Source organism: Pseudomonas sp. NFACC13-1, assembly GCF_900104425.1.
Taxonomy (GTDB): domain Bacteria; phylum Pseudomonadota; class Gammaproteobacteria; order Pseudomonadales; family Pseudomonadaceae; genus Aquipseudomonas; species Aquipseudomonas fluorescens_AA.
The window spans coordinates 1-18,796 of record NZ_FMXV01000036.1 but is presented as its reverse complement, the minus strand read 5'-3'; the positions used below and the strand labels follow the sequence as shown (position 1 = coordinate 18,796).

13 protein-coding genes are annotated in these 18,796 nt (G+C 62.6%); 4 read left to right on the top strand and 9 right to left on the bottom strand.

The genetic code is table 11. The annotated features are described in order from the left end of the window. Complete coding sequence (locus BLQ55_RS28385) at positions 1-1,005, bottom strand: AraC family transcriptional regulator (protein WP_092204960.1); 1,005 nt, start codon at positions 1,003-1,005, stop codon at positions 1-3. A gap of 100 nt (positions 1,006-1,105) precedes the next feature. Between BLQ55_RS28385 and BLQ55_RS28380 the strand changes: the two genes are divergently transcribed. Further along, a complete protein-coding gene (locus tag BLQ55_RS28380; RefSeq protein WP_092258791.1) occupies positions 1,106-2,188 on the top strand; it encodes a fatty acid desaturase in 1,083 nt (360 codons plus the stop codon). A gap of 149 nt (positions 2,189-2,337) precedes the next feature. On the opposite strand, the gene BLQ55_RS28375 is transcribed toward BLQ55_RS28380, so the two are convergent. The 3 genes from BLQ55_RS28375 to BLQ55_RS28365 all read right to left on the bottom strand — a co-directional run bounded on the left by BLQ55_RS28375 (position 2,338) and on the right by BLQ55_RS28365 (position 6,419). Continuing rightward, positions 2,338-4,842, bottom strand: coding sequence for a TonB-dependent siderophore receptor (locus BLQ55_RS28375; RefSeq protein WP_092258788.1), 2,505 nt, complete (start codon positions 4,840-4,842; stop codon positions 2,338-2,340). Between the two features lie 85 nt (positions 4,843-4,927). Continuing rightward, entirely contained in the window at positions 4,928-5,929 is a 1,002-nt protein-coding gene (locus tag BLQ55_RS28370; RefSeq protein WP_092258785.1) for a FecR domain-containing protein, read from the bottom strand. Further along, complete coding sequence (locus BLQ55_RS28365) at positions 5,919-6,419, bottom strand: sigma-70 family RNA polymerase sigma factor (protein WP_092204956.1); 501 nt, start codon at positions 6,417-6,419, stop codon at positions 5,919-5,921. The genes BLQ55_RS28370 and BLQ55_RS28365 overlap by 11 nt, the downstream gene beginning before the upstream one ends. 252 nt (positions 6,420-6,671) lie before the next feature. Here BLQ55_RS28365 and BLQ55_RS28360 point away from each other — a divergent pair, with 252 nt between their 5' ends. Next, complete coding sequence (locus BLQ55_RS28360; protein ID WP_092204955.1) at positions 6,672-8,552, top strand: methyl-accepting chemotaxis protein; 1,881 nt, start codon at positions 6,672-6,674, stop codon at positions 8,550-8,552. A 195-nt stretch (positions 8,553-8,747) separates the two neighbouring features. Here the strand turns inward: BLQ55_RS28360 and BLQ55_RS28355 are convergent, their stop codons facing one another. The 5 genes from BLQ55_RS28355 to BLQ55_RS28335 all read right to left on the bottom strand — a co-directional run bounded on the left by BLQ55_RS28355 (position 8,748) and on the right by BLQ55_RS28335 (position 15,760). Beyond that, positions 8,748-9,212, bottom strand: coding sequence for an SRPBCC family protein (locus tag BLQ55_RS28355; RefSeq protein ID WP_092258782.1), 465 nt, complete (start codon positions 9,210-9,212; stop codon positions 8,748-8,750). Between the two features lie 32 nt (positions 9,213-9,244). Next, a complete protein-coding gene (locus BLQ55_RS28350) occupies positions 9,245-12,667 on the bottom strand; it encodes a non-ribosomal peptide synthetase (protein WP_092258780.1) in 3,423 nt (1,140 codons plus the stop codon). A gap of 10 nt (positions 12,668-12,677) precedes the next feature. Beyond that, entirely contained in the window at positions 12,678-13,610 is a 933-nt protein-coding gene (locus tag BLQ55_RS28345) for a diiron oxygenase (RefSeq protein ID WP_092258777.1), read from the bottom strand. Then, positions 13,607-14,383, bottom strand: a complete 777-nt coding sequence (locus BLQ55_RS28340; RefSeq protein WP_092204952.1) for a DUF3050 domain-containing protein — start codon at positions 14,381-14,383, stop codon at positions 13,607-13,609. The genes BLQ55_RS28345 and BLQ55_RS28340 overlap by 4 nt, the downstream gene beginning before the upstream one ends. Before the next feature lie 684 nt (positions 14,384-15,067). Beyond that, the gene (locus BLQ55_RS28335; RefSeq protein ID WP_092204951.1) at positions 15,068-15,760 is read right to left on the bottom strand and encodes a GntR family transcriptional regulator; all 693 of its coding nucleotides are present in this window, start codon (positions 15,758-15,760) and stop codon (positions 15,068-15,070) included. 202 nt (positions 15,761-15,962) lie between these two features. Here BLQ55_RS28335 and lapG point away from each other — a divergent pair, with 202 nt between their 5' ends. Both lapG and lapD read left to right on the top strand, forming a co-directional pair. Next, positions 15,963-16,655, top strand: a complete 693-nt coding sequence (lapG, locus tag BLQ55_RS28330; RefSeq protein WP_092204950.1) for a cysteine protease LapG — start codon at positions 15,963-15,965, stop codon at positions 16,653-16,655. Between the two features lie 14 nt (positions 16,656-16,669). Beyond that, positions 16,670-18,616, top strand: coding sequence for a cyclic di-GMP receptor LapD (gene lapD / locus BLQ55_RS28325; protein WP_092258774.1), 1,947 nt, complete (start codon positions 16,670-16,672; stop codon positions 18,614-18,616). The last annotated feature ends 180 nt before the right edge of the window (positions 18,617-18,796 follow it).

The window sequence follows — 18,796 nt, the reverse complement described above, 5'->3', positions numbered from 1 at the left end:
CTAGCGCAACCCGTCCCGAAACTGCCCCGGCGTCATCCCGGTCCAGCGCTTGAAAGCGCGGCTGAAGCTGCTGGTATCGGCGAAGCCCAGCAGGTAGCTGACTTCGCTCAGCGAGCATTGGGGATCGCGCAGGTGCAGTAGCGCCAGGTTTTCCCGACATTCGTTGAGCAGTGCGTCGAAGCGGCAACCTTCGTCGGCCAGGTGCCGTTGCAGGCTGCGCAGGCTCAGGTGCATGGCCTGGGCGATGCGTTCGGCGCTGGGCTCGCCTTCGGGCAGTTGGGCCTCGATGGCCGCGCGCACCTTGCGTTCCCAGGTCAGAGGCTTGAGCTGTGCGAGGGTGCGTTCGAGCACCGTTTCATTGTGCTCGGCCAGTTCCGGATTGGCGTCGTCCAGGTGGCTGTCGAAATCGCTGAGGTTGAACTCCAGGCAGTCCTGGGCGGCGCCGAAATGCACCGGCGAGCGAAACACCTTGTGCCATGGGCTGGGGTCCGCCGGTTCCGGGCGGCGCAGGTACACCGCCAGTGGCGCGTAGTCACGGCCGAGGCGGTTGCGACAGGTGCGCACGTAAATCGCCGCGAACGCATCGATGGCTTCAAAGGCCGGTGACGGGCTGCCCTGGGGCACATCGAGATTGAAGCGGTAGCGGTCTTCGCCGCGGCTCAGTTGCAGGGTCAGTGCATCGCTGACCACCGGGTGATAGCGTACGATCCGCTCGAACACTTCCCGCAGGCTGCCGCTGGCCACTAGGGCATAACCCAGTGCGTGAAATGTGGTGGGGCTGACGAAGCGCGACACCCGCAGGCCGATGGCCGGGTCGCCGCTGGCCTGCACGGCCAATGCCCACAGGCGTGTGGTGGCCGAGAGCGGATAACGGGCGTTCGGGTCGTCCATCCATTGCGGGTCGAGACCCGCCTCGACGCACAGGGCATGGCTGTCCAGGCCCAATGCATCGAGCTGCTTGCGCAGGGCGCGGGTCCAACTGGCGAGGGAGGTCGGTTCCGTCATGACGATTGGCGCTTGCGGTCAACAGGTTGGCGTTTACGGCTACCACCCCATGGGACAACGCCCGGCAGGATGAGCACATCTCTAACAGAGGATGTAAGCCATGCACGGCACTTGCGCAAGCCCCGAGCGATTGAATGCACAACACCGAGCCGCCCATATTCGCCAGGTGGTCCTGGCCCGGGGCGATGAACTGCGCCAGCGCTATCCGATCCTGCGCCACCAGGATGCGCTGGGCGCGGGCATCCTGGCGCTGGCCCTGGCTGGGATGATCGGTTCGGCGCTGCTCTACATCGACGGTTACCTGGCCGGGTGGGCGTGCCTGTTGCTCAACGCGTTCTTCGCGTCCCTGACCCACGAGCTGGAACACGACCTGATCCACAGCATGTATTTCCGCAAACAGCGCCTGCCCCACAACCTGATGATGGGGCTGGTGTGGCTGGCGCGGCCGAGCACGATCAACCCTTGGATCCGCCGCCACCTGCACCTCAACCATCACAAGGTGTCCGGTAGCGAGGCCGACATGGAGGAACGGGCGATCACCAACGGCGAACCCTGGGGGCTGGCGCGGTTGCTGATGGTGGGCGACAACGTGATGTCGGCCTTCATCCGCCTGCTGCGGGCCAAGACCTGGGTGCACAAGCGCAGCATCCTCAAGCGTACGCTGAAGGTTTATTTCCCGCTGGCGTTGCTGCACTGGGGCGCCTGGTATGTGTTCCTCGGCTTCCACGGGGCCAACGGTGTCGCCAGTCTGCTGGGGACTTCAATTGACTGGTCGGCCACCACGCTGGCGACGATGCGGATGATCGACATCGCGGCGGTGGTGATCATCGGGCCGAACGTGTTGCGCACCTTTTGCCTGCATTTCATCAGTTCGAACATGCACTACTACGGCGACATCGAGCCGGGCAACGTCGTCCAGCAAACCCAGGTGCTCAATCCCTGGTGGTTGTGGCCGTTGCAGGCGTTCTGCTTCAACTTCGGCAGCAGTCATGGCATTCATCATTTCGTGGTGAAGGAACCGTTCTACATTCGCCAATTGACGGTGCCGGTGGCTCACAAGGTGATGCGGGAGATGGGCGTGCGGTTCAATGACTTCGGCACGTTCGGGCGGGCGAATCGGTTTGTACGGGAAGAGGCTGTGGCGCGGGAGCAAGCTCCCGCCGGGCCGGCAGGAGCTGTGTAGGAACTCTGTAGGAGCTGACGAGTGCAACGAGGCTGCGATCTTTCCCCAGACACTTGAATCCCAAGCGAAAGATCAAAAGATCGCAGGCTTCGCCAGCTCCTACAGAGTCCAGCGGGAGCAAGCTCCCTCGCCACAGGAACGGGTTACAGTCAGAACTGGTAACTCACCGTCGCCGCCACATTGCGCTCTTCGCCCATGTAGCAATAGCTCAGGCTCGCGCACGAGGCGACGTAGCTTTCGTTCGTCAGGTTGTTCGCGTTCAGGCGCACGTCCACGCCCTTCAAGCCGACCTTGCCCAGGTCATACCCCACCGAGGCATCGAACAACGTGTAGGACGGCACCTTCATGGTGTTCTCCGCGTCGGCCCAGCTATAGCCGACATAGCGCACGCCGCCGCCCAGGCGCAGGCCATCGAGGGTGCCGCTGTCGAACGTGTAGTCCGCCCAGGCCGAGGCCATGTGGCGCGGCGCCTGGGTCGGTGAGTTGCCTTTGTTTTCGATGATGTCGGTGGGCGTGCTGAGGGTGCTGACCATCGATTTCGAGTATTCGATATCGGTGAAGGTGTAGCTGCCCAGCACTTTGAATTGTTCGGTCAACTGCAGGTGCGCTTCCAGCTCCAGGCCCTGGGAACGCACGGCCCCGATGGCGCGGTAGAAATTGTCCTGGGGCAGTTTGGTCGCCAGGTTTTCCTGGTCGATGCGGAACAGCGAGGCCGTGTACAGGTCATCGGTGCCCGGCGGCTGGTACTTCACCCCCAGTTCCCACTGCTTGCCATCGGTCGGCGGCAGCGGGTTGCCGGCGCTGTCGGCATAGGAGTTCGGGTTGAACGACTCGGAGTAGCTGATGTACGGCGCCAGGCCGTTGTCGAACAGGTACAGCGCCCCGGCACGGCCTGTGAGCTTGGTGCGTTTGTCGTTGATCTCGGTGCCTTCTGGACGGCCGAACTCAGCGATGCGGTTTTCATCCGAGGTTTGCACCCAGTCCTGGCGCAGGCCGAGGGAGAAGCGCCACTTGTCCATTTCGATCAGGTCTTGCAGGTATACGCCGGTCTGCTCCAGGCGCCGCAGGTAGCTGGTGGGGCTGAAGTAGGTGATGGCCGAGTTGCCGTAGACCGGGTCGAAGGCGTTGATCGGCGCCAGGCTGCCGCTGGTCCAGTCGACCACGGTTTTGCGGCGCTGGTAGTCGGCGCCCATCAGTACGGTGTGCTTGGTCGCGCCAGTGAAGAATTCGGCTTGCAGCATGTTGTCGACGATGAACGAATGGAGCTTTTCTTCGGCACCGGTGTAGTAGCGGTTCAGCTCGTTGCTGGTGGGCGTGGTCCAGTCGTAGGCATAGACCTGATCGTTCTTGACCTCGGAATCCAGGTAACGGAAGTTCTGCCGGGCGGTGAAGACATCGTTGAAGCGGTGTTCGAATTGGTAGCCGAACGACTGCTGGTCACGCTCATAGCGGTCGATGCCGGGTTCGCCTTCGAAGAAGTGCTCGGAAATCCGTCGACCGTTGCGCTGATGCAAGGTGCCGTCGGCCGGCATGCCACCGTGGTAGCCGCCGTCGGGGTCATGCTGCAGGTAGGCTTGCAGGGTCAGCGAGGTGTCCTCGCTGAAGTCGATGTTCACCGTGGGGGCGAGGGCGAAGCGTTTTTCCTTGTTGTGGTCGAACTGGGTGTCGGAGCTGTCCGCCAGGCCGATCAGGCGATAGGTGATGCGCTTTTCGTCATCCACCGGGCCGCTGAAGTCGAAGCCCATGCCGCGCTGGCCCTGGGTACCGACCGTGGCCTGGATCTGGTGATAGGCCTCGTACAGCGGCTTCTTGCTGGTCAGCGCCACCAGGCCGCCCGGCGAACTGCGGCCGTAGAGCACCGAGGACGGGCCCTTGAGAATGTCGACCCGCTCGAGGAAGTACGGATCGACCTGCATGGAGCTGTAGGTGCCGCTGTCGCCCATGGACTTGAGGCCGTCGAGGTAGATGTTATCCACCGAGCCGTCGTTGAAGCCGCGCATCGCCACATAGTCGTAGCGGTGGGTGGCGCCGTAGGGATTGGTCAGTACGCCGGGGGTGTAGCGCATGGCCTGGGACACGGTTTGCGCGCCCTGGTCGTCCATTTGTTCGCGGGTCACCACCGACACGCTCTGGGAGGTTTCCCGCAGGGCGGTGCTGGTCTTGGTGGCGACCTGGCTGTGGGTGGCGTTGTAGCCTTCCATGCTGCCCAACGCGTTACCCAGGGCGAAGCCCTTGATGTCGGTGGTCGGCAATTCCAGTGTGCTGCCAGCGGTCTCGGTTTGCAGCACGTAGCTGCTGCCATCCTGGCTGACGGCAACCAGTCCTGAGCCGCTGAGCAACTGGCTCAGGGCCTGGTCGGGCGAATACTCGCCCTTGAGCCCCGGGGAGTGGACGCCGCCGGTTTGCGCCGGGGTGCTTGCCAGGGTGATCCCGGCCTGGCGGGCGAACTGGTTCAGCACATCGCTCAATGGGCCGGGGGCAATGTTGTAGCTCTGACGGCTGGCGGTGACGCCGTTTTGTGCGGCCAGCGCGAGCATCGGCACGACGCTGACCCCCAGCGCCGTGGAGAACAGCGCGGCGTGAATCGCCTGGCGCAACAGGCCCGGTTGCGAAGAGAAGCCGAAGGGGTTCTTGAGAGGTACGCGCTCAGTCATTGTAGGTTCCGTAGGAGTCGCTGAAGGCAGATAAGGGGTGCTTACTGTCCTAGCCGGACGCCGGCCTGAAACCCGCCAAAAAAAATCAAGCCAGGCGTTCCACCGTGATCCACCAACGGGTTCGATAGCGCAGCTGTACCGGGAGCGTGCGGGGCAGGACGGCCAGCAATTTGTCGGTGTCCTCCAAGCGGAACACCCCCGACAGGCGCAGGTCGGCGATCGACGCCGCGCAGCGCAGATAGCCCGGGCGGTAGCGTCCTACTTCATTGAGGAAGTCTTCCAGGCGCATGTTGCGTGTGACGATCAAACCGTCGGCCCAGGCGCCTGCATCCATGTCCAGCGGCGGTGCCAGGGCCGCTGTCGATGCAGTGATCAGATAGCTTTGCCCGGCCTCGACCTGGATGGGCGTGCCATCGCTGTTGGGGTGCGAACGGATGACGACGTGTCCGCTGGTGACGCTCAAGCGCGTGCAGTCGCTGTCCTGGCGCACGACGAAGCGCCCCTCCAGCCCTTCGAACAGGCCATGCCGGCTTTTCACCAACAGCGGCCGCCCCGGGTCGCGGCCACAGGTGACCATGATTTCACCGCGGGCCAGGGTAATCAGGCGCTGCCGGGCGCTGAAGTCCAGGTCGGCGGCGCTGTGGGTATTGAGCTCGAGCCGCGTGCCGTCCGGCAACCGGAAACCTCGGCGTTCACCGGTGGCGGTGGCGAAATCGGCATTCCACGCTTGCCAGCCCAGGTCCTTGCCCAGCCATGCCGCACCGCTCACCACGGCGATACCCGACAGCAACTTCAGGGCCTGGCGACGACTGAGGCGCTGGGCACTGTTTTCCAGGGTGTCCAGGGCGACATGAGCACCGGGCACCGCCCGCAGGTTCGAGGTCAATTCGCTATGCAGCGATTGCACCCGTTGCCAGGCCAGTTCGTGTTCAGGGTGGGCGGCGCGCCAGGTGTCGCACTGTTGGCGCAGGGTCGGGTGAGCGGTGTGATTGCGCAGGCGCAACAGCCAGTTGATCGCCTGCCTGACCACCTGTTGCGACGGGCCGTTGCGGCGGCTCTGCAAGTGATCCGCCGGCTCAGCTTTCATAGCGCAACACATAGCAGTGGTACAACGCATCGGCGACGTAGCGCTCCACCGAGCGCAACGAGATGCCCATCTGTTCGGCGATCTGCTTGTACGTCAGGCCTTCGCACTGGGCCAACAGAAAGGCCCTGCGCACTTTCGGCTTGAGGCCTTCGAGCATCCTGGCAATGGCTTCGAGCAGTTCCAGGATCAAGGCCTGGGCTTCAGCGCCAGGGGTTTGGGCTTGCGGCAGGTGAGCGATGGTTTCCAGGTAGGCGCGTTCGATTTCCGCTCGCCGCCAATGGTCGATCACCAGGCCTTGGGCGATGGTTCGCAAAAAGGCACGTGGCGTCCTAAGCTCCAGGCGTTCGCTACGCTGCAACAGGCGCACGAAGGTGTCCTGGGCCAGGTCCGCCGCATCGGCGGCATTGCCCAACCGGGTGCGCAGCCACGTATTGAGCCAGCCGTGATGCCGGCTGTAGAGCGCCTGTACTGCAAACTCGGGAGATGACATGGACGCGACGGCCTGGATGTTACAAATGATAATAGGTCGCATTGTCATCATCGCCCGGCGAATTTGCAACCACCGTTCGCCCGCCTTGTCCTCCCGTCGCCTATTTCTTCGAATCCCTAATTATTTGTACAGGCTTGCCGACAGATTGATATGCGTGCACCAAAGTGGAGCGAAGTGACAACCGCCCGCGCTGTTATATGGAACGTTGCAATCTGGAATGCACCCCCACTCCTTGCATAAGAAGCCCCATCGATGAATCTAAAGTTCAGCCACAAAATCCTTCTCGCCGCCTCTGGTGTGGTGGTTCTGGCTTTTGCCCTGTTCACGCTCTACAACGATTATTTGCAGCGCAACACCATTGGCAGCAGCCTTGAGTCGTCCATCGAGCAATCCGGCGACCTGACGGCCAGCAGCATCCAGAACTGGATGAGTGGCCGGATACTGGTATTGGAAAACCTGGCGCAAAACATCGCGCACCAGGGTGCGACTGCCGATTTGCCCGGGCTGGTCGACCAGCCGGCGCTGACGTCGAATTTCCAGTTCACTTATGTGGGCCAGGCCAACGGTGTCTTCACCCAGCGGCCTGACGCGAAAATGCCTGACGGCTACGACCCGCGTCAGCGCCCTTGGTACAAACAGGCGGTGACCGCCGATAAAACCATGCTGACCCCGCCTTATCTGGCGGCGGTGGGTGGCCTGGTGGTGACCGTTGCCCTGCCGGTGAAGCACAACGGCGAACTGCTCGGCGTGGTGGGCGGCGACTTGAGCCTGGAAACCCTGGTGAAAATCATCAACTCCGTGGATTTCGGTGGTATCGGCCATGCGTTCCTGGTGAGCGGCGACGGTCAGGTGATCGTCAGCCCGGATAAAGACCAAGTGATGAAGAACCTCAAGGACATCTACCCCGGCACCCCGGTGCGCATTGGCAAGGGTATCCAGGAGGTCGAGTTGAATGGGAAGGACCGCATTCTTTCGTTCACCCAGGTGGCGGGCCTGCCGAATGCCGAGTGGTACATCGGCCTGTCGATCGACAAGGCCAAGGCCTACGCGCCGTTGAGCCAGTTCCGTACGTCGGCGTTGATCGCGATGTTCGTCGCGGTGGCGGCCATTGCGTTGCTGCTGAGCATGCTGATCCAGGTATTGATGCGCCCGTTGACCACCATGGGTCGCGCCATGCAGGACATCGCCCAGGGCGAAGGCGATCTGACCCGGCGCCTGGTGGTGCAGGGCAAGGATGAGTTCGCGGTGCTGGGTGGTTCGTTCAACCAGTTCGTGGAGCGGATTCACGCGTCGATCTCGGAAGTGTCTTCCGCTACCCGCCAGGTGCATGACCTGTCGCAGCGGGTGATGACTTCGTCCAACGCTTCGCTCGTCGGCTCGGATGAGCAAAGTGCCCGCACCAACAGCGTGGCCGCGGCCATCAACCAGTTGGGCGCCGCGACCCAGGAAATCGCGCGCAATGCCGCCGATGCCTCGCAGCATGCCAGCGGTGCCAGCGAACAGGCCGATGACGGTCGCCAGGTGGTGGAAAAAACCATCCAGGCCATGACCGAGCTGTCGCAGAAGATCAGCCTCTCGTGCACCCAGATCGAAACCCTGAACGCCAGCACCGACAACATCGGGCACATCCTGGACGTGATCAAGGGCATCTCCCAGCAAACCAACCTGCTGGCCTTGAACGCTGCCATCGAAGCGGCCCGTGCCGGTGAAGCCGGACGCGGTTTTGCGGTGGTGGCCGATGAAGTGCGCAACCTGGCGCACCGCACCCAGGAGTCGGCGGAAGAAATCCACAAGATGATCACCTCGCTGCAAGTCGGTTCCCGTGAAGCGGTCACCACGATGAACGCCAGCCAGACCTCCAGCGAAGAAAGCGTGGAAGTCGCCAACCAGGCCGGCTTGCGGTTGGTCAGCGTGACGCAGCGCATTGGTGAGATCGATGGCATGAACCAGTCGGTGGCCGCCGCGACCGAAGAACAGACCGCCGTGGTCGAAACCCTCAACATGGACGTCAGCCACATCAACCTGCTGAACCAGCAAAGCGTGGCCAACCTCAATGAAACCCTGAAGGATTGCGATGCCTTGTCCCAACAGGCCAATCGACTGAAGCAACTGGTGGACAGCTTCAAGATCTGACCCCAGTCGCAAGCCGAGCCACCGCCATCGCGAGCAAGCTCGCTCCCACAGGGGATTGGCGGTGAGCCCGGATCTTGGATTCACGCCAGCTCAATGTGGGAGCGAGCTTGCTCGCGATGACGGCAGCCCAGCCACCGTCACCGGCACAGGTCCAGCGCCTTCGCGAGCAAGCCCGCTCCCACAAGGGACTGGTGCTTATTTGAACATCTCCTGCACGTTCCCCATCGCCTCATCGGCGAAGCCCTGGAGGAAATCCCTGAAGCCCGACGGGGTGTGGTCGTCGGTGTGGTCGGCGATGATGGTCCAGGTGGCGCGGCAGCGGTTGTCCGCCAGGGGTTCGACGCGCATGGCCGCCCACAGGTTGTCGATGCCCAGGGTGTTGTAGATCAGCGTCCAGGTCATGTGCATGGCCTGGTCGTCACGGCTGTTGAGCTGTTCCACCACCAGGTTCTGCCCATCGCGGAAGAATTTCTTGCGCAGGGACCTCACGCCTTCGCCGGTCATTTCGATGTGCTCCAGGGCCGGGATGAAGCGGTTGAATCCGCCAAAATCACCCACCACGTCCCAGACGCGCGCCGCGTCGGCCGTGACCTCCACCGAGGTTTCGACCTGGCAGGCGTGAGGGTTTTTGATCAGGGTGTCGGGTTGCAATGCACTCATGGTCTTGCTCCTTGCTTTGGGTTGAGGGTGTTTCAAATGAAGTCGATGGCCTTGAGGTAGTCGGCGCCGCGACGTAGCAGGGCCGGGGACTTTTCCGGGTAGCTGGCGCCCATCTGCCGCACACCGGCGCGGGCGTTGTCGTGGCTGATCAGCGAGATGTCGCCGATGTCCTCCTCGAAGCCGTTGAGGTAGAACCCCAGCACGCCAAACAACGCATTGTCGGCATCGACCCGCGCCAGTTGCCGTTGCCACTCGGCGACGCTCACCAGCGAAAATTCCCGGCCGCTGTCGCGGAACGACGCGACGTAAGCGTCCCAGCTCAAAGGCTGCGGGTTGTGCAGGTTGAACACCGCTTGGGTGGGCTGGTAGCGGCTGGCGTGGAAGGCGATGAAGCGGGCCAGGAAATCCACCGGCATCAGGTCGAAATTGAGCGACAGGTCTGGCACCTGGCCGAGTTGGATCGAGCCCTTGAGCATCAGCATCAAGCGATTCTTGTGGGGCTGGCAGACCCCGGTCAGGCTGTTGAAGCTGATGTTGCCGGGGCGGAACAGGTTGACCCAGACCCCGCGATCGCGGGCCCGTTGCAAGATCCGCTCGCCGACCCATTTGGACAGGTTGTAGCCGTTCTTGATGTAGATCGGCGGCGTCTCGGCGGCAGGCTGTTCCAGCACCTGGCCATCGGCGTCCAGGGCACTGGAGGCGGACAGCGTGGAGACGAAATTGAAGATTTTCTTGCTGCGCCCTTCACACAGGCGCAGGCACTCGAAAATCGGTTCCACGTTGTCCCGCGCCAACGACCCGTAGTCGAGTACATGGTTGACGTGGGCGGCGTTGTGCACCAGCGCGCCGAACGTGCGATCGATGCGGGCGTAGACGTCGTCCGGCAAACCCAATTGCGGTTGGGTGATGTCGGCGGCGTACACGCTGACGCGGTCCAGGTCCAGGTGGGTCAGGTGATTGTCCCGCAGGGCCTGGGAGAAACGTTCGGCCGCGCTGTGCTCGGCGCTCGCGCGCACCAGGCACGCGACCTCCGTGGCGCCCCAGGCCAGCAGCGCTTCGACGATGTGCACGCCGAGAAAGCTGTTGGCGCCGGTCACCACCACCTTGTGCACATCGCCGCATTGGCTGATGGGCAGCGGATCGAGGTTGAGCTCGGCCTCGGCATCGATGAAGGCCTGGGGGTTGAGGACCGATGCGTTGCTGTGTTCCGGGTCGTCCAGCAGCTTCGCCAAAGTCATCAGCGTCGGCGCCTCGATGAAGCGGTTGATCGACAGGCTGCGGCCGAACACCTGGCGGATGCTCAGCAGCAGTCGCGACAGCAGGATCGAGTGCCCGCCAAGGTTGAAGAAGCTCTCGTCGGTGGCGATGTCGTCGACCGGCAATTCAAGCAACTCGGCCCACAGTTGCTGCAGTTGTGTTTCCAGGGCGTTCTGCGGTTGGCGCCGTTGGCCGTCGACGTGCACCTGCACCGCCATGGTGAGCAATGCCCGGCGATCGACCTTGCCGTTGCTGGTGTAGGGCAGGCTGGGCAATTCGACGTAGGCCGCCGGATGCATGTAGCTGGGCAAGCTGTTCTGCACATGCTCGCGCAGTGCCTGGAGGGCCGCGCCGGGGGGCGTCTGTTCGGGGTGAACCAGAAACGCCAGGATCCGCCGCTTTTCATCGACCCCCACCGCCACCTGGCGAAACAGCTGGCTGTCGCGCAGGCAGTGCTCGATTTCCTCGGGCTCGACCCGAAAACCGCGGATCTTCACCTGGTTATCGCGGCGGCCGCACAGTTCGATGCCGTTGTCGGTCCACTGGCCGATATCGCCGGTGCGATAGACCCGCAGCGCTTGCCCGGTGGGCAGCGCCAGGTCGAGGTAACGCGTCGCGGTCAGCGCCGGGTCGTTCAGATAGCCGAGGCCGACGCCCGGGCCGGCGATGTACAACTCGCCGGGGACACCTTGGGGAACCGGTTGCAACTGTTCGTCCAGGATCAGGACCCGGCCATTGGCGATGGGCACGCCGAGGTTGCGGTTGTTGTCGCCGACACCGAACTGGCGTGTGGTCGCCAGCACCGTGGTTTCGGTCGGGCCGTAGATGTTGTGGAACCGGCATTGTGGCGCCAGCCGTTCGATCACGAACGGCTCGCAGACATCGCCCCCGGTGATCAGGTGTGCCAGGCCCAACGGCGTATCCAGGGGCATGACGCTCAGCAGCGCAGGCGGCAGAAAGGCGTGGCTGACATGCTGCTGGCGAATCAACGCGACCAATTGCTGCGGGTCGCGGCGCTGGTCTTCGTTGGGCACCACCAGCAGGGCGCCGTGGATGAAGGTCGGCAGGATATCCAGCAGCGACGCGTCAAAGTTGATGGTGGAAAACTGCAACGCCCGGCTGTCGCGCTGCAATCCGACGTAGTCGCCGTACCAGGCACAGAAATGGCTGAGATTGCGGTGGCTGAGCAACACGCCTTTGGGCTGGCCGGTGGTGCCGGAGGTGTAGATCGCCACGGCCGGCTCGTCGATGTTCACCGTGCGCCGGATCAGCGAGGCCGGGATGCTCGATTTGAGCACAGGCAGCCGCTGGACATCCAGGGCTGGCAATGCCACGTCATCCAGGTCGTTGTCGCCGTCGTGCAGCAGCAGGTCGGCCTTGGCATTGTCCAGGATGAAGCGCCGACGCTGCGCCGGGTGCTGCGGATCCAGCGGCAAGTACACCGCACCGCAACCGAGCACCGCCAGGATCGCGGCGTACAGTTGCATGGACTTGGGCAGGCATACGCCGATCACCAACGGGCGGTCGGTCGCCGGGCGTAGGCTGGCGAGCATGGCCTGCTGCATCCTCAGCGCCAGGCTGCGCAAGGTCTTGTAGTCAATGAGGTGCCCATCGACCCACAGGGCTGGTTGCGTGGCGTCATCGAGCAGGCGCTGTTCGATGCTGTGCATCACTGGCACGTCGGCGGCGGCCAGCAGCCAGGGTACCGTCGGCCGATTGAGACCGTGCTCGAAGGCCAGCGGCTCCAGCGCATCGAGCCCGAGCAGGGGCGGGTCGATAGCGTCAGCGTGTACCGTTAGCCAGTGATCGAAACAGGTTTCGTCCCGGGATAACTGGCTGACCAGCCGTGCGCCGGTGTCGACCAGCGTCGCCAGCGTACGCAGGCGCAACGACTGGCCATTGCCATCGCGTTGCGGCGCGATCACTTCCTGGCACAACAGCCGCTGCGCACCGTAGCGGAAAACCAGCACCGGTTGTGGCAATGTCTCACCGGGCAGCGTGCACAGGGCCACGCGGATCTGAAGGCATGAACGGGCTTCAATGGCTCGCGGTGTCGTCCCGTCGTCGATCAACAGGTCGACCGCGTCGTGGCCGGCCGGTGAGTGCCGAACCACTGCGTGGCCGTGCAGTTCCAGTTCCCGGGCCAGTTCGGTCATGGCCTGGCTGGTGCCAGGCACTGCAATGTCGAGGCGTCTCATCGAAAGGTCCTCATGGGGTCAGGTAATCGGCAAGGGCGTCGCGTACGCAGGGGGACGCGAGCATCGAGCTGCCGCGGAAAAAACGCGTGATGTTGCCCACCAACGGGTGAAAACGATTGATGGGGTACGCCAGCGCACTGGCGTCTTCACGCAGCGACTGGCGTACCGATTCGTCGACGGGCAGGTGGGCGATCAGCTCGAAGTCGAAGGCTTGTTGCAGGTCGCTCGCCAGGTACTGGGCGATGAAACCGGGCATCAAGCGCGCGATCGCCGCGCGATCCTCTTCGGGTGCGGTGCGCCAGTAGATCTGCACCAGCCGCGTCCAGAAACCGGAGTGCCGGCCCTCGTCGAGCAAGTGATCGGCCATCAACCCCTTGATCGAGGCCTTGACCGAGTCGTCCCGGGCGAAGGCGGCCACTTCGTTGGTCACGGTGTTCTCGGCGATGGCGATGCAGATCAGCTCCACGGCGCTGAGCAAATGCTCCGGCGCTCGGGCCAGGGTCGCCGGTATGGCGCGGCTGAGTTCGATCTGCCCCGGCAACGGGATGGGATCGATGCCGGTCATGTCGATGGTCTGCTGCATGAAGTCCATCGCCACCAGGGCGTGGTAATCCTCGTCCACCACCACGGTCATCGCGTCGTAGCGGCAGGCGAACGGGAATTCGATGCCGAAGCGGTTCTTGGCGATGCGCCGGGCGGTGTGGTCCACCAGTTCGGTCTCGAAAATCACCACGTCGTTGATGAACTTGTAGAGGCTCTGCACCAGCACAAAGTCGCGCAGTCGCGCACAGTGGCTGAGGAAGGTCTGGCTGTGCACCAGCGGTTGGCGGCTCATGGGGAAGATCAGCTTGTCGTCGTCTTCGACCCGGCGCCGTGGCCGGGTACGGATCGTGGCGCGGCTTTCCCAGGCGTCGGCGAAGGATTGGTAGGGGATGGCGTTCATGGCATCACCTGCGCAACCGGTTGGGTCATGCTCTGGCGCAGGCCATCCCACAAGGCTGCGCGGCTGTGGACGGCGGCGAGGGCGGCGGCCAGGACTTCGGTTTCGCGCTGCGGGTCGCCGTCGATCAACCGTGCCAACAGTTTTTCCGCGGCCGGCCCGTGGTCTTCGGAGTCGACTTCGATGTGCCGTTGCAGGTAGTAACGGAAGGTCGGTGCCTGATCCAGGCCAATGCCCCAGGCGTCCAACATGCGCTGGAACATCTGCGGGATGACACTCTCGCGACCATGTACGAAGGCGGCGGCCACGCTGTGGGCCGGGGCATGCAGGGCGGTGTGCAAGGTCTGGCGGACGAACCGCGCCGCCGCCGGCTCGACCTCGACACTGTCCAGCGCGGTCTCGGGGCTGACGCCTTCCTGCTGCAGGGTGATGAACTGCTCTATGGCACGGGTATCGGCGCCGATTTCCCGCATGGCGTCCAGGTACAGTTCGAAATGGCTGCAATAGCCGGCGCCAGGGCGGTCATCCGACTCTTCCCCCAGCACGATCTCATTGATCAAGCGGGCCGCGTGGGGGTCGGCCGGCGGCAGCCAGGGCAGGTGGACACAGGTGAGCTCGCGTTGCAGTCGCTTGGTCAGTGACATGAAGTCCCAGACGGCAAAGACATGACTTTCCATAAAGCGGCGTAACAGATCGATTGATGTAATCTCGGAAAAAACCGGGTGTTGGCCAAGTTCGTGTTTCTTTAGAGATAGTTGTTCTTTGGATGGCTGCATTGGAACGTCCTCATCAATGATTTTTTGTCCGGAAGGCGGCTCGTTAGTTAATGGGGGCGAGCGGGTGCCTGAACCGAAATCCATGAATTGCCAAGGTGGCTTAAGTATTCTCTTTAAATCGTTTTTCCGGCTTGTGCGCCCTTGTTTGCTTGGGTTTTAGCAAGTCGGAAGGGCCGCCAGTAACGCGGCGAATAAAAAACTAATACACGGAACAAGTAAGCGGCAAGTACTTTTTTAAATATTTAAAGTGGCTGTTTTATTAGGCGCGAAGAGGGCTTTTAAAACTTTTAATATAAGTTTTATTGGGGCGAAGAAGCTCCTTCCGATTTAGGAGTATCAGAATCGAATAGTTCGAGTGAATGCCTCACTCGGAGCACTTCAGGGATCGGGGAATAAGGAAGTTTTATTTTTATGGGCAGGACGTCGGTCGGACATCCGATCATCCCGCCGGTTGGACGACGCTCCTTGCGTATTGGCTTCGATTCGCCTGGCCTCAGCCAAGCGTTGACTTCTTCAGGTCTGTTTTGAATCGATAAGCGCAAGAGTGAGCCCAAATCGATGGCAGTGCCATTGAACTGATGGGGCGATGAGCCGCGGCCACGGTCAGGCCGCGCCGCGCTGGCGACAAGTGGGTCGGAAGGATATGTAAGAATTTTTTACGTCGGACGGAGCGCCGACGTGGGATCACTGATTCGACGGCTGTTCCAAGTACCGGCGCATGGTGACAGAGGCTTTTTCCAGGTGCAGTTCCAGCAATACGATCGCTTTATCGATGTCTTTGGCCCGGGCGGCCTCAAGCAGCGCGCGATGATCGTCCTGGCTCAACTTGCCCAGGCCCATGGACGACAGATGAAAGCGCAGGAAGCGCTCTTCTTCATTGAGCTCGCGCTCGATCAGGTCCAGCAGCTTGCCGTTGGGTGCCTTGTGATAAAGCGACATGTGGAACAGCCGGTTGAGCTTGCCGATCTCGGCGTGGTCGGTTTCCGTTTCCAGCTGTTCGATGTACCGGGCTGCCAGTGCCAGGTCGCTGTCATCGAGCAAGGGAATGGACAGGCGCAAGGCGAAAGACTCCAGGACCGAACGCAGGGCGTAGGTTTCTACCGCATTGTTGGTGATCAACGGCGCCACGACGGCGCCCTTGTGCTGAACCACATTGAGCAGCGACTGCGCTTCGAGCTGGCGCAACGCCTCGCGCACCGGCATGCGGCTCACACCGAACAGGTCGGCCAGTTCCTGCTGGCGCAGGGCGGTACCGCAAGGCAAGCGGCCATCGAGGATGGCCTCGCGCAGGGACTCTTCGATGATCGAGCGTGCCTGGTCAGCGGGAATGGGACCGTTGATCTGGATAGTGCTGAGCGGTTTGGGCTTCTGTGTCACGACAACGCACCCTGATTGGTAGTAAAAATTGGATCCAGGCTCACGTTAGTTACAGGTTGGCGAACCGTCAAAGTCTCTCGACCGGAGGTGCCTGGACTAAAGTTTAGTCTGCCTGCGGTGATTGCACCTTGCCATTGTCTTTTAGTGGGCCAGGCGTCACCATCCAACGAATTTCCAACGACCCTTTTCGGACGTATATCCCTTGGCTGCACCGTTCCCTGTCTTCAGGTCCTTGCGCTGGCTGTGTTCGGCATTGTTGCTGGCCGGCCTGATGCTGGGCGGCCTGCGGGCCGACTGGGACTTTGCGCAGATCAGCCGGCGGGCGCAAGCGTTATATGGCCCGCTGGGGGAAGGACAGCAACGGATCGACGCCTGGCAGCAATTGCTGGCGACCCAGAAACAGATCCCGGAACTGGAGCAGCTCAAGGTGGTGAACCTGTTCTTCAACAAACAGGTGCGCTACGTGGAAGACATCGACCTGTGGCGTGAAGTCGACTATTGGGAAACGCCGATCCAGGCCCTGTGGAAGGGCGCCGGCGATTGTGAAGACTACGCCATCGCCAAGTATTTCAGCCTGCGTCATCTCGGGGTGTCCAGTGACAAGCTGCGCATCACCTACGTCAAGGCCTTGCGGCAGAACCGTGCCCACATGGTGCTCACCTATTACGCCACGCCCGAGGCGATGCCGCTGGTACTCGACAGCCTGATCGACGGGATCCTGCCGGCCAGCCAGCGAACCGACTTGCTCCCGGTCTACTCTTTCAATGCCGAAGGGCTGTGGCTGCCGGGCGCCAAGGGCAACAAGAAAGTGGGTGACACCAAGCGCCTGTCCCGGTGGCAGGATGTGTTGAAAAAAATGCAGGCCGAAGGTTTTCCGGTCGAGACGACTAACTAGGAGCGCGCGCTCAGATGTCCTTGTTCAAACAGCTGTTGATCGCTATCTGTCTGTTCCTGGTGGTTGCCTTCAGCGGCAGCTTCATGGTCAGCCTGGAGAGCTCGCGGGCCCAGTACGTCAACCAGTTGCGCTCCCACGCCCAGGATGCGGCCACGGCGCTGGCGCTCTCGCTGACGCCGAACATCGACGACCCGGCGATGGTGGAGTTGATGGTCAGCTCGATCTTCGACAGCGGCTACTACGCCAGCATCCGCGTGGTCGACGTGGCCACCGACAAGACCCTGGTCGAGCGCACCGGCACGCCGGACGCTGGCAGCGTGCCGCAATGGTTCGTCAAGCTGATCGGCCTGGAACCGGCTGGTGGCGACGCCATCGTCAGTCGCGGCTGGGAGCAGGCGGCGCGGGTCGAAGTGATCAGCCACCCCATGTTCGCCCTCGCCAAGCTCTGGCAGAGCGCCCTGGGCAGCCTGGGCTGGTTGCTGTTGTGCGGCGCCGTGAGCGCGGTGCTGGGGGCCTTGCTGCTGCGTCGCCAGCTCAAGCCATTGGACTATATGGTGCATCAGTCCCATGCCATTGCTCGTCGCGAGTTCCTGAGCCTGCCGGAGCTGCCACGCACTCCCGAGCTGCGGCGCGTGGTGCAGGCGATGAACCAGATGGTCGAGAAACTCAAGGCGCTGTTCCAGGAGCAGGCCGAGCGCAGCGAGAAGCTGCGGGTCGAGTCCTACCAGGACACCCTCACGGGCCTGGCCAACCGGCGCTATTTCGAAATGCAGCTCAATGCCCGGGTGAGTAACCCTGAGCAGGCCAGCTCCGGTTACCTGCTGTTGCTGCGGGTCAAGGACCTGGCCGGTTTGAACCAGCGGTTGGGCGGGCAGCGCACTGACCAGCTGTTGATCGCGGTGGGTGAGCAATTGCGGCGTGAGTGCGCCCGCTACCCGGAAACCCTCAATCTGGTCACGCGTATTCGCGGCGGCGAGTTCGCGGTGCTGGCTCCCGGGCTGGTGCGTGAGGAAGCCCTGCAACTGGCGCAACACCTCGAAGCCGCCCTGGCGAGCCTGCATGCCACTGGCGCGACGGACGTGGCTTCGGTGGCCTCCATCGGGCTGGCGCCGTTTGTCCACGGCGACTCGCCGCAAGCGGTGCTCCAGCTTGCCGACCAGGCCCTGGCCCAGGCCGAAAGCCAGGGTGAACCCGGCTGGGCCTGCCTGGACCACAGCCTGGCGGCCAGTGTCGGCGACGATCACCATGCCTGGCACACGTTGCTCGACCAGGCCTTGAGTCATCAGCGCTTCGAGCTGTACTTCCAGCCGGTGGTGGCCGCCCGGGACACCCAGGTGGTGCTGCATTACAAAGTGCTGTCGCGACTGCTGGACGAGCAGGGCCAGACCATCCCCGCCGGGCGTTTCCTGCCCTGGTTGGAGCGTTTCGGCTGGACTGCGCGCCTGGACCGTTTGATGCTCGAACAAGTGCTCAGGCAAATGGCCGGGCATGAACAGTCCCTGGCGTTGAACCTGTCTTCGGCGACCTTGGCCGATCCTCAGGCGCTGAACAAGATCTTTGAGATCCTGCGGGCCCATTCCAACCTCGGGCCGCGCTTGACCCTGGAGATTGGTGAAGAGCAATTGCCGGAGCAGGTCGTGCTGGAGCAGTTGACCCGGCAACTGCGCGAGCTGGGCTTTTCCCTGAGCCTGCAGCGTTTCGGTGGGCGGTTCAGCATGATCGGCAACCTGTCGCGACTGGGGTTGGCTTACTTGAAAATCGACGGCAGTTACATTCGTGCCATTGATCAGGAAAGTGACAAGCGTTTGTTCATCGAGGCGATCCAGCGCGCGGCCCACAGTATCGATTTGCCGTTGATTGCCGAGCGGGTGGAGACCGAGGGGGAATTGATGGTGATTCGGGAGATGGGGTTGTTTGGGGTGCAGGGGCAGTTGGTTGGGGAGCCTCGGCGTTGGGGGTGAGGCTTGTTGACGAGGCGGCCTTATAGCCGACCTGGCACTTTGGCCGTACCCGATCCAACTGTGGGAGCGAGCTTGCTCGCGAAGACGGCGGTACATTCAGCATCGATGCAAGCAGACCCACCGCTATCGCGAGCAAGCTCGGCTCCCACAGGGCTCGGCGGTGGACGCTGATCTTGTAAA

Coding starts and splice junctions, on each gene's coding strand:
- BLQ55_RS28345 (WP_092258777.1), bottom strand. CDS start 13,610: ATGAACGCCATCCCCTACCAATCCTTCGCCGACGCCTGGGAAAGCCGC.
- BLQ55_RS28375 (WP_092258788.1), bottom strand. CDS start 4,842: ATGACTGAGCGCGTACCTCTCAAGAACCCCTTCGGCTTCTCTTCGCAA.
- BLQ55_RS28365 (WP_092204956.1), bottom strand. CDS start 6,419: ATGTCATCTCCCGAGTTTGCAGTACAGGCGCTCTACAGCCGGCATCAC.
- lapD (WP_092258774.1), top strand. CDS start 16,670: ATGTCCTTGTTCAAACAGCTGTTGATCGCTATCTGTCTGTTCCTGGTG.
- BLQ55_RS28370 (WP_092258785.1), bottom strand. CDS start 5,929: ATGAAAGCTGAGCCGGCGGATCACTTGCAGAGCCGCCGCAACGGCCCG.
- BLQ55_RS28385 (WP_092204960.1), bottom strand. CDS start 1,005: ATGACGGAACCGACCTCCCTCGCCAGTTGGACCCGCGCCCTGCGCAAG.
- BLQ55_RS28360 (WP_092204955.1), top strand. CDS start 6,672: ATGAATCTAAAGTTCAGCCACAAAATCCTTCTCGCCGCCTCTGGTGTG.
- BLQ55_RS28350 (WP_092258780.1), bottom strand. CDS start 12,667: ATGAGACGCCTCGACATTGCAGTGCCTGGCACCAGCCAGGCCATGACC.
- BLQ55_RS28355 (WP_092258782.1), bottom strand. CDS start 9,212: ATGAGTGCATTGCAACCCGACACCCTGATCAAAAACCCTCACGCCTGC.
- BLQ55_RS28340 (WP_092204952.1), bottom strand. CDS start 14,383: ATGCAGCCATCCAAAGAACAACTATCTCTAAAGAAACACGAACTTGGC.
- BLQ55_RS28380 (WP_092258791.1), top strand. CDS start 1,106: ATGCACGGCACTTGCGCAAGCCCCGAGCGATTGAATGCACAACACCGA.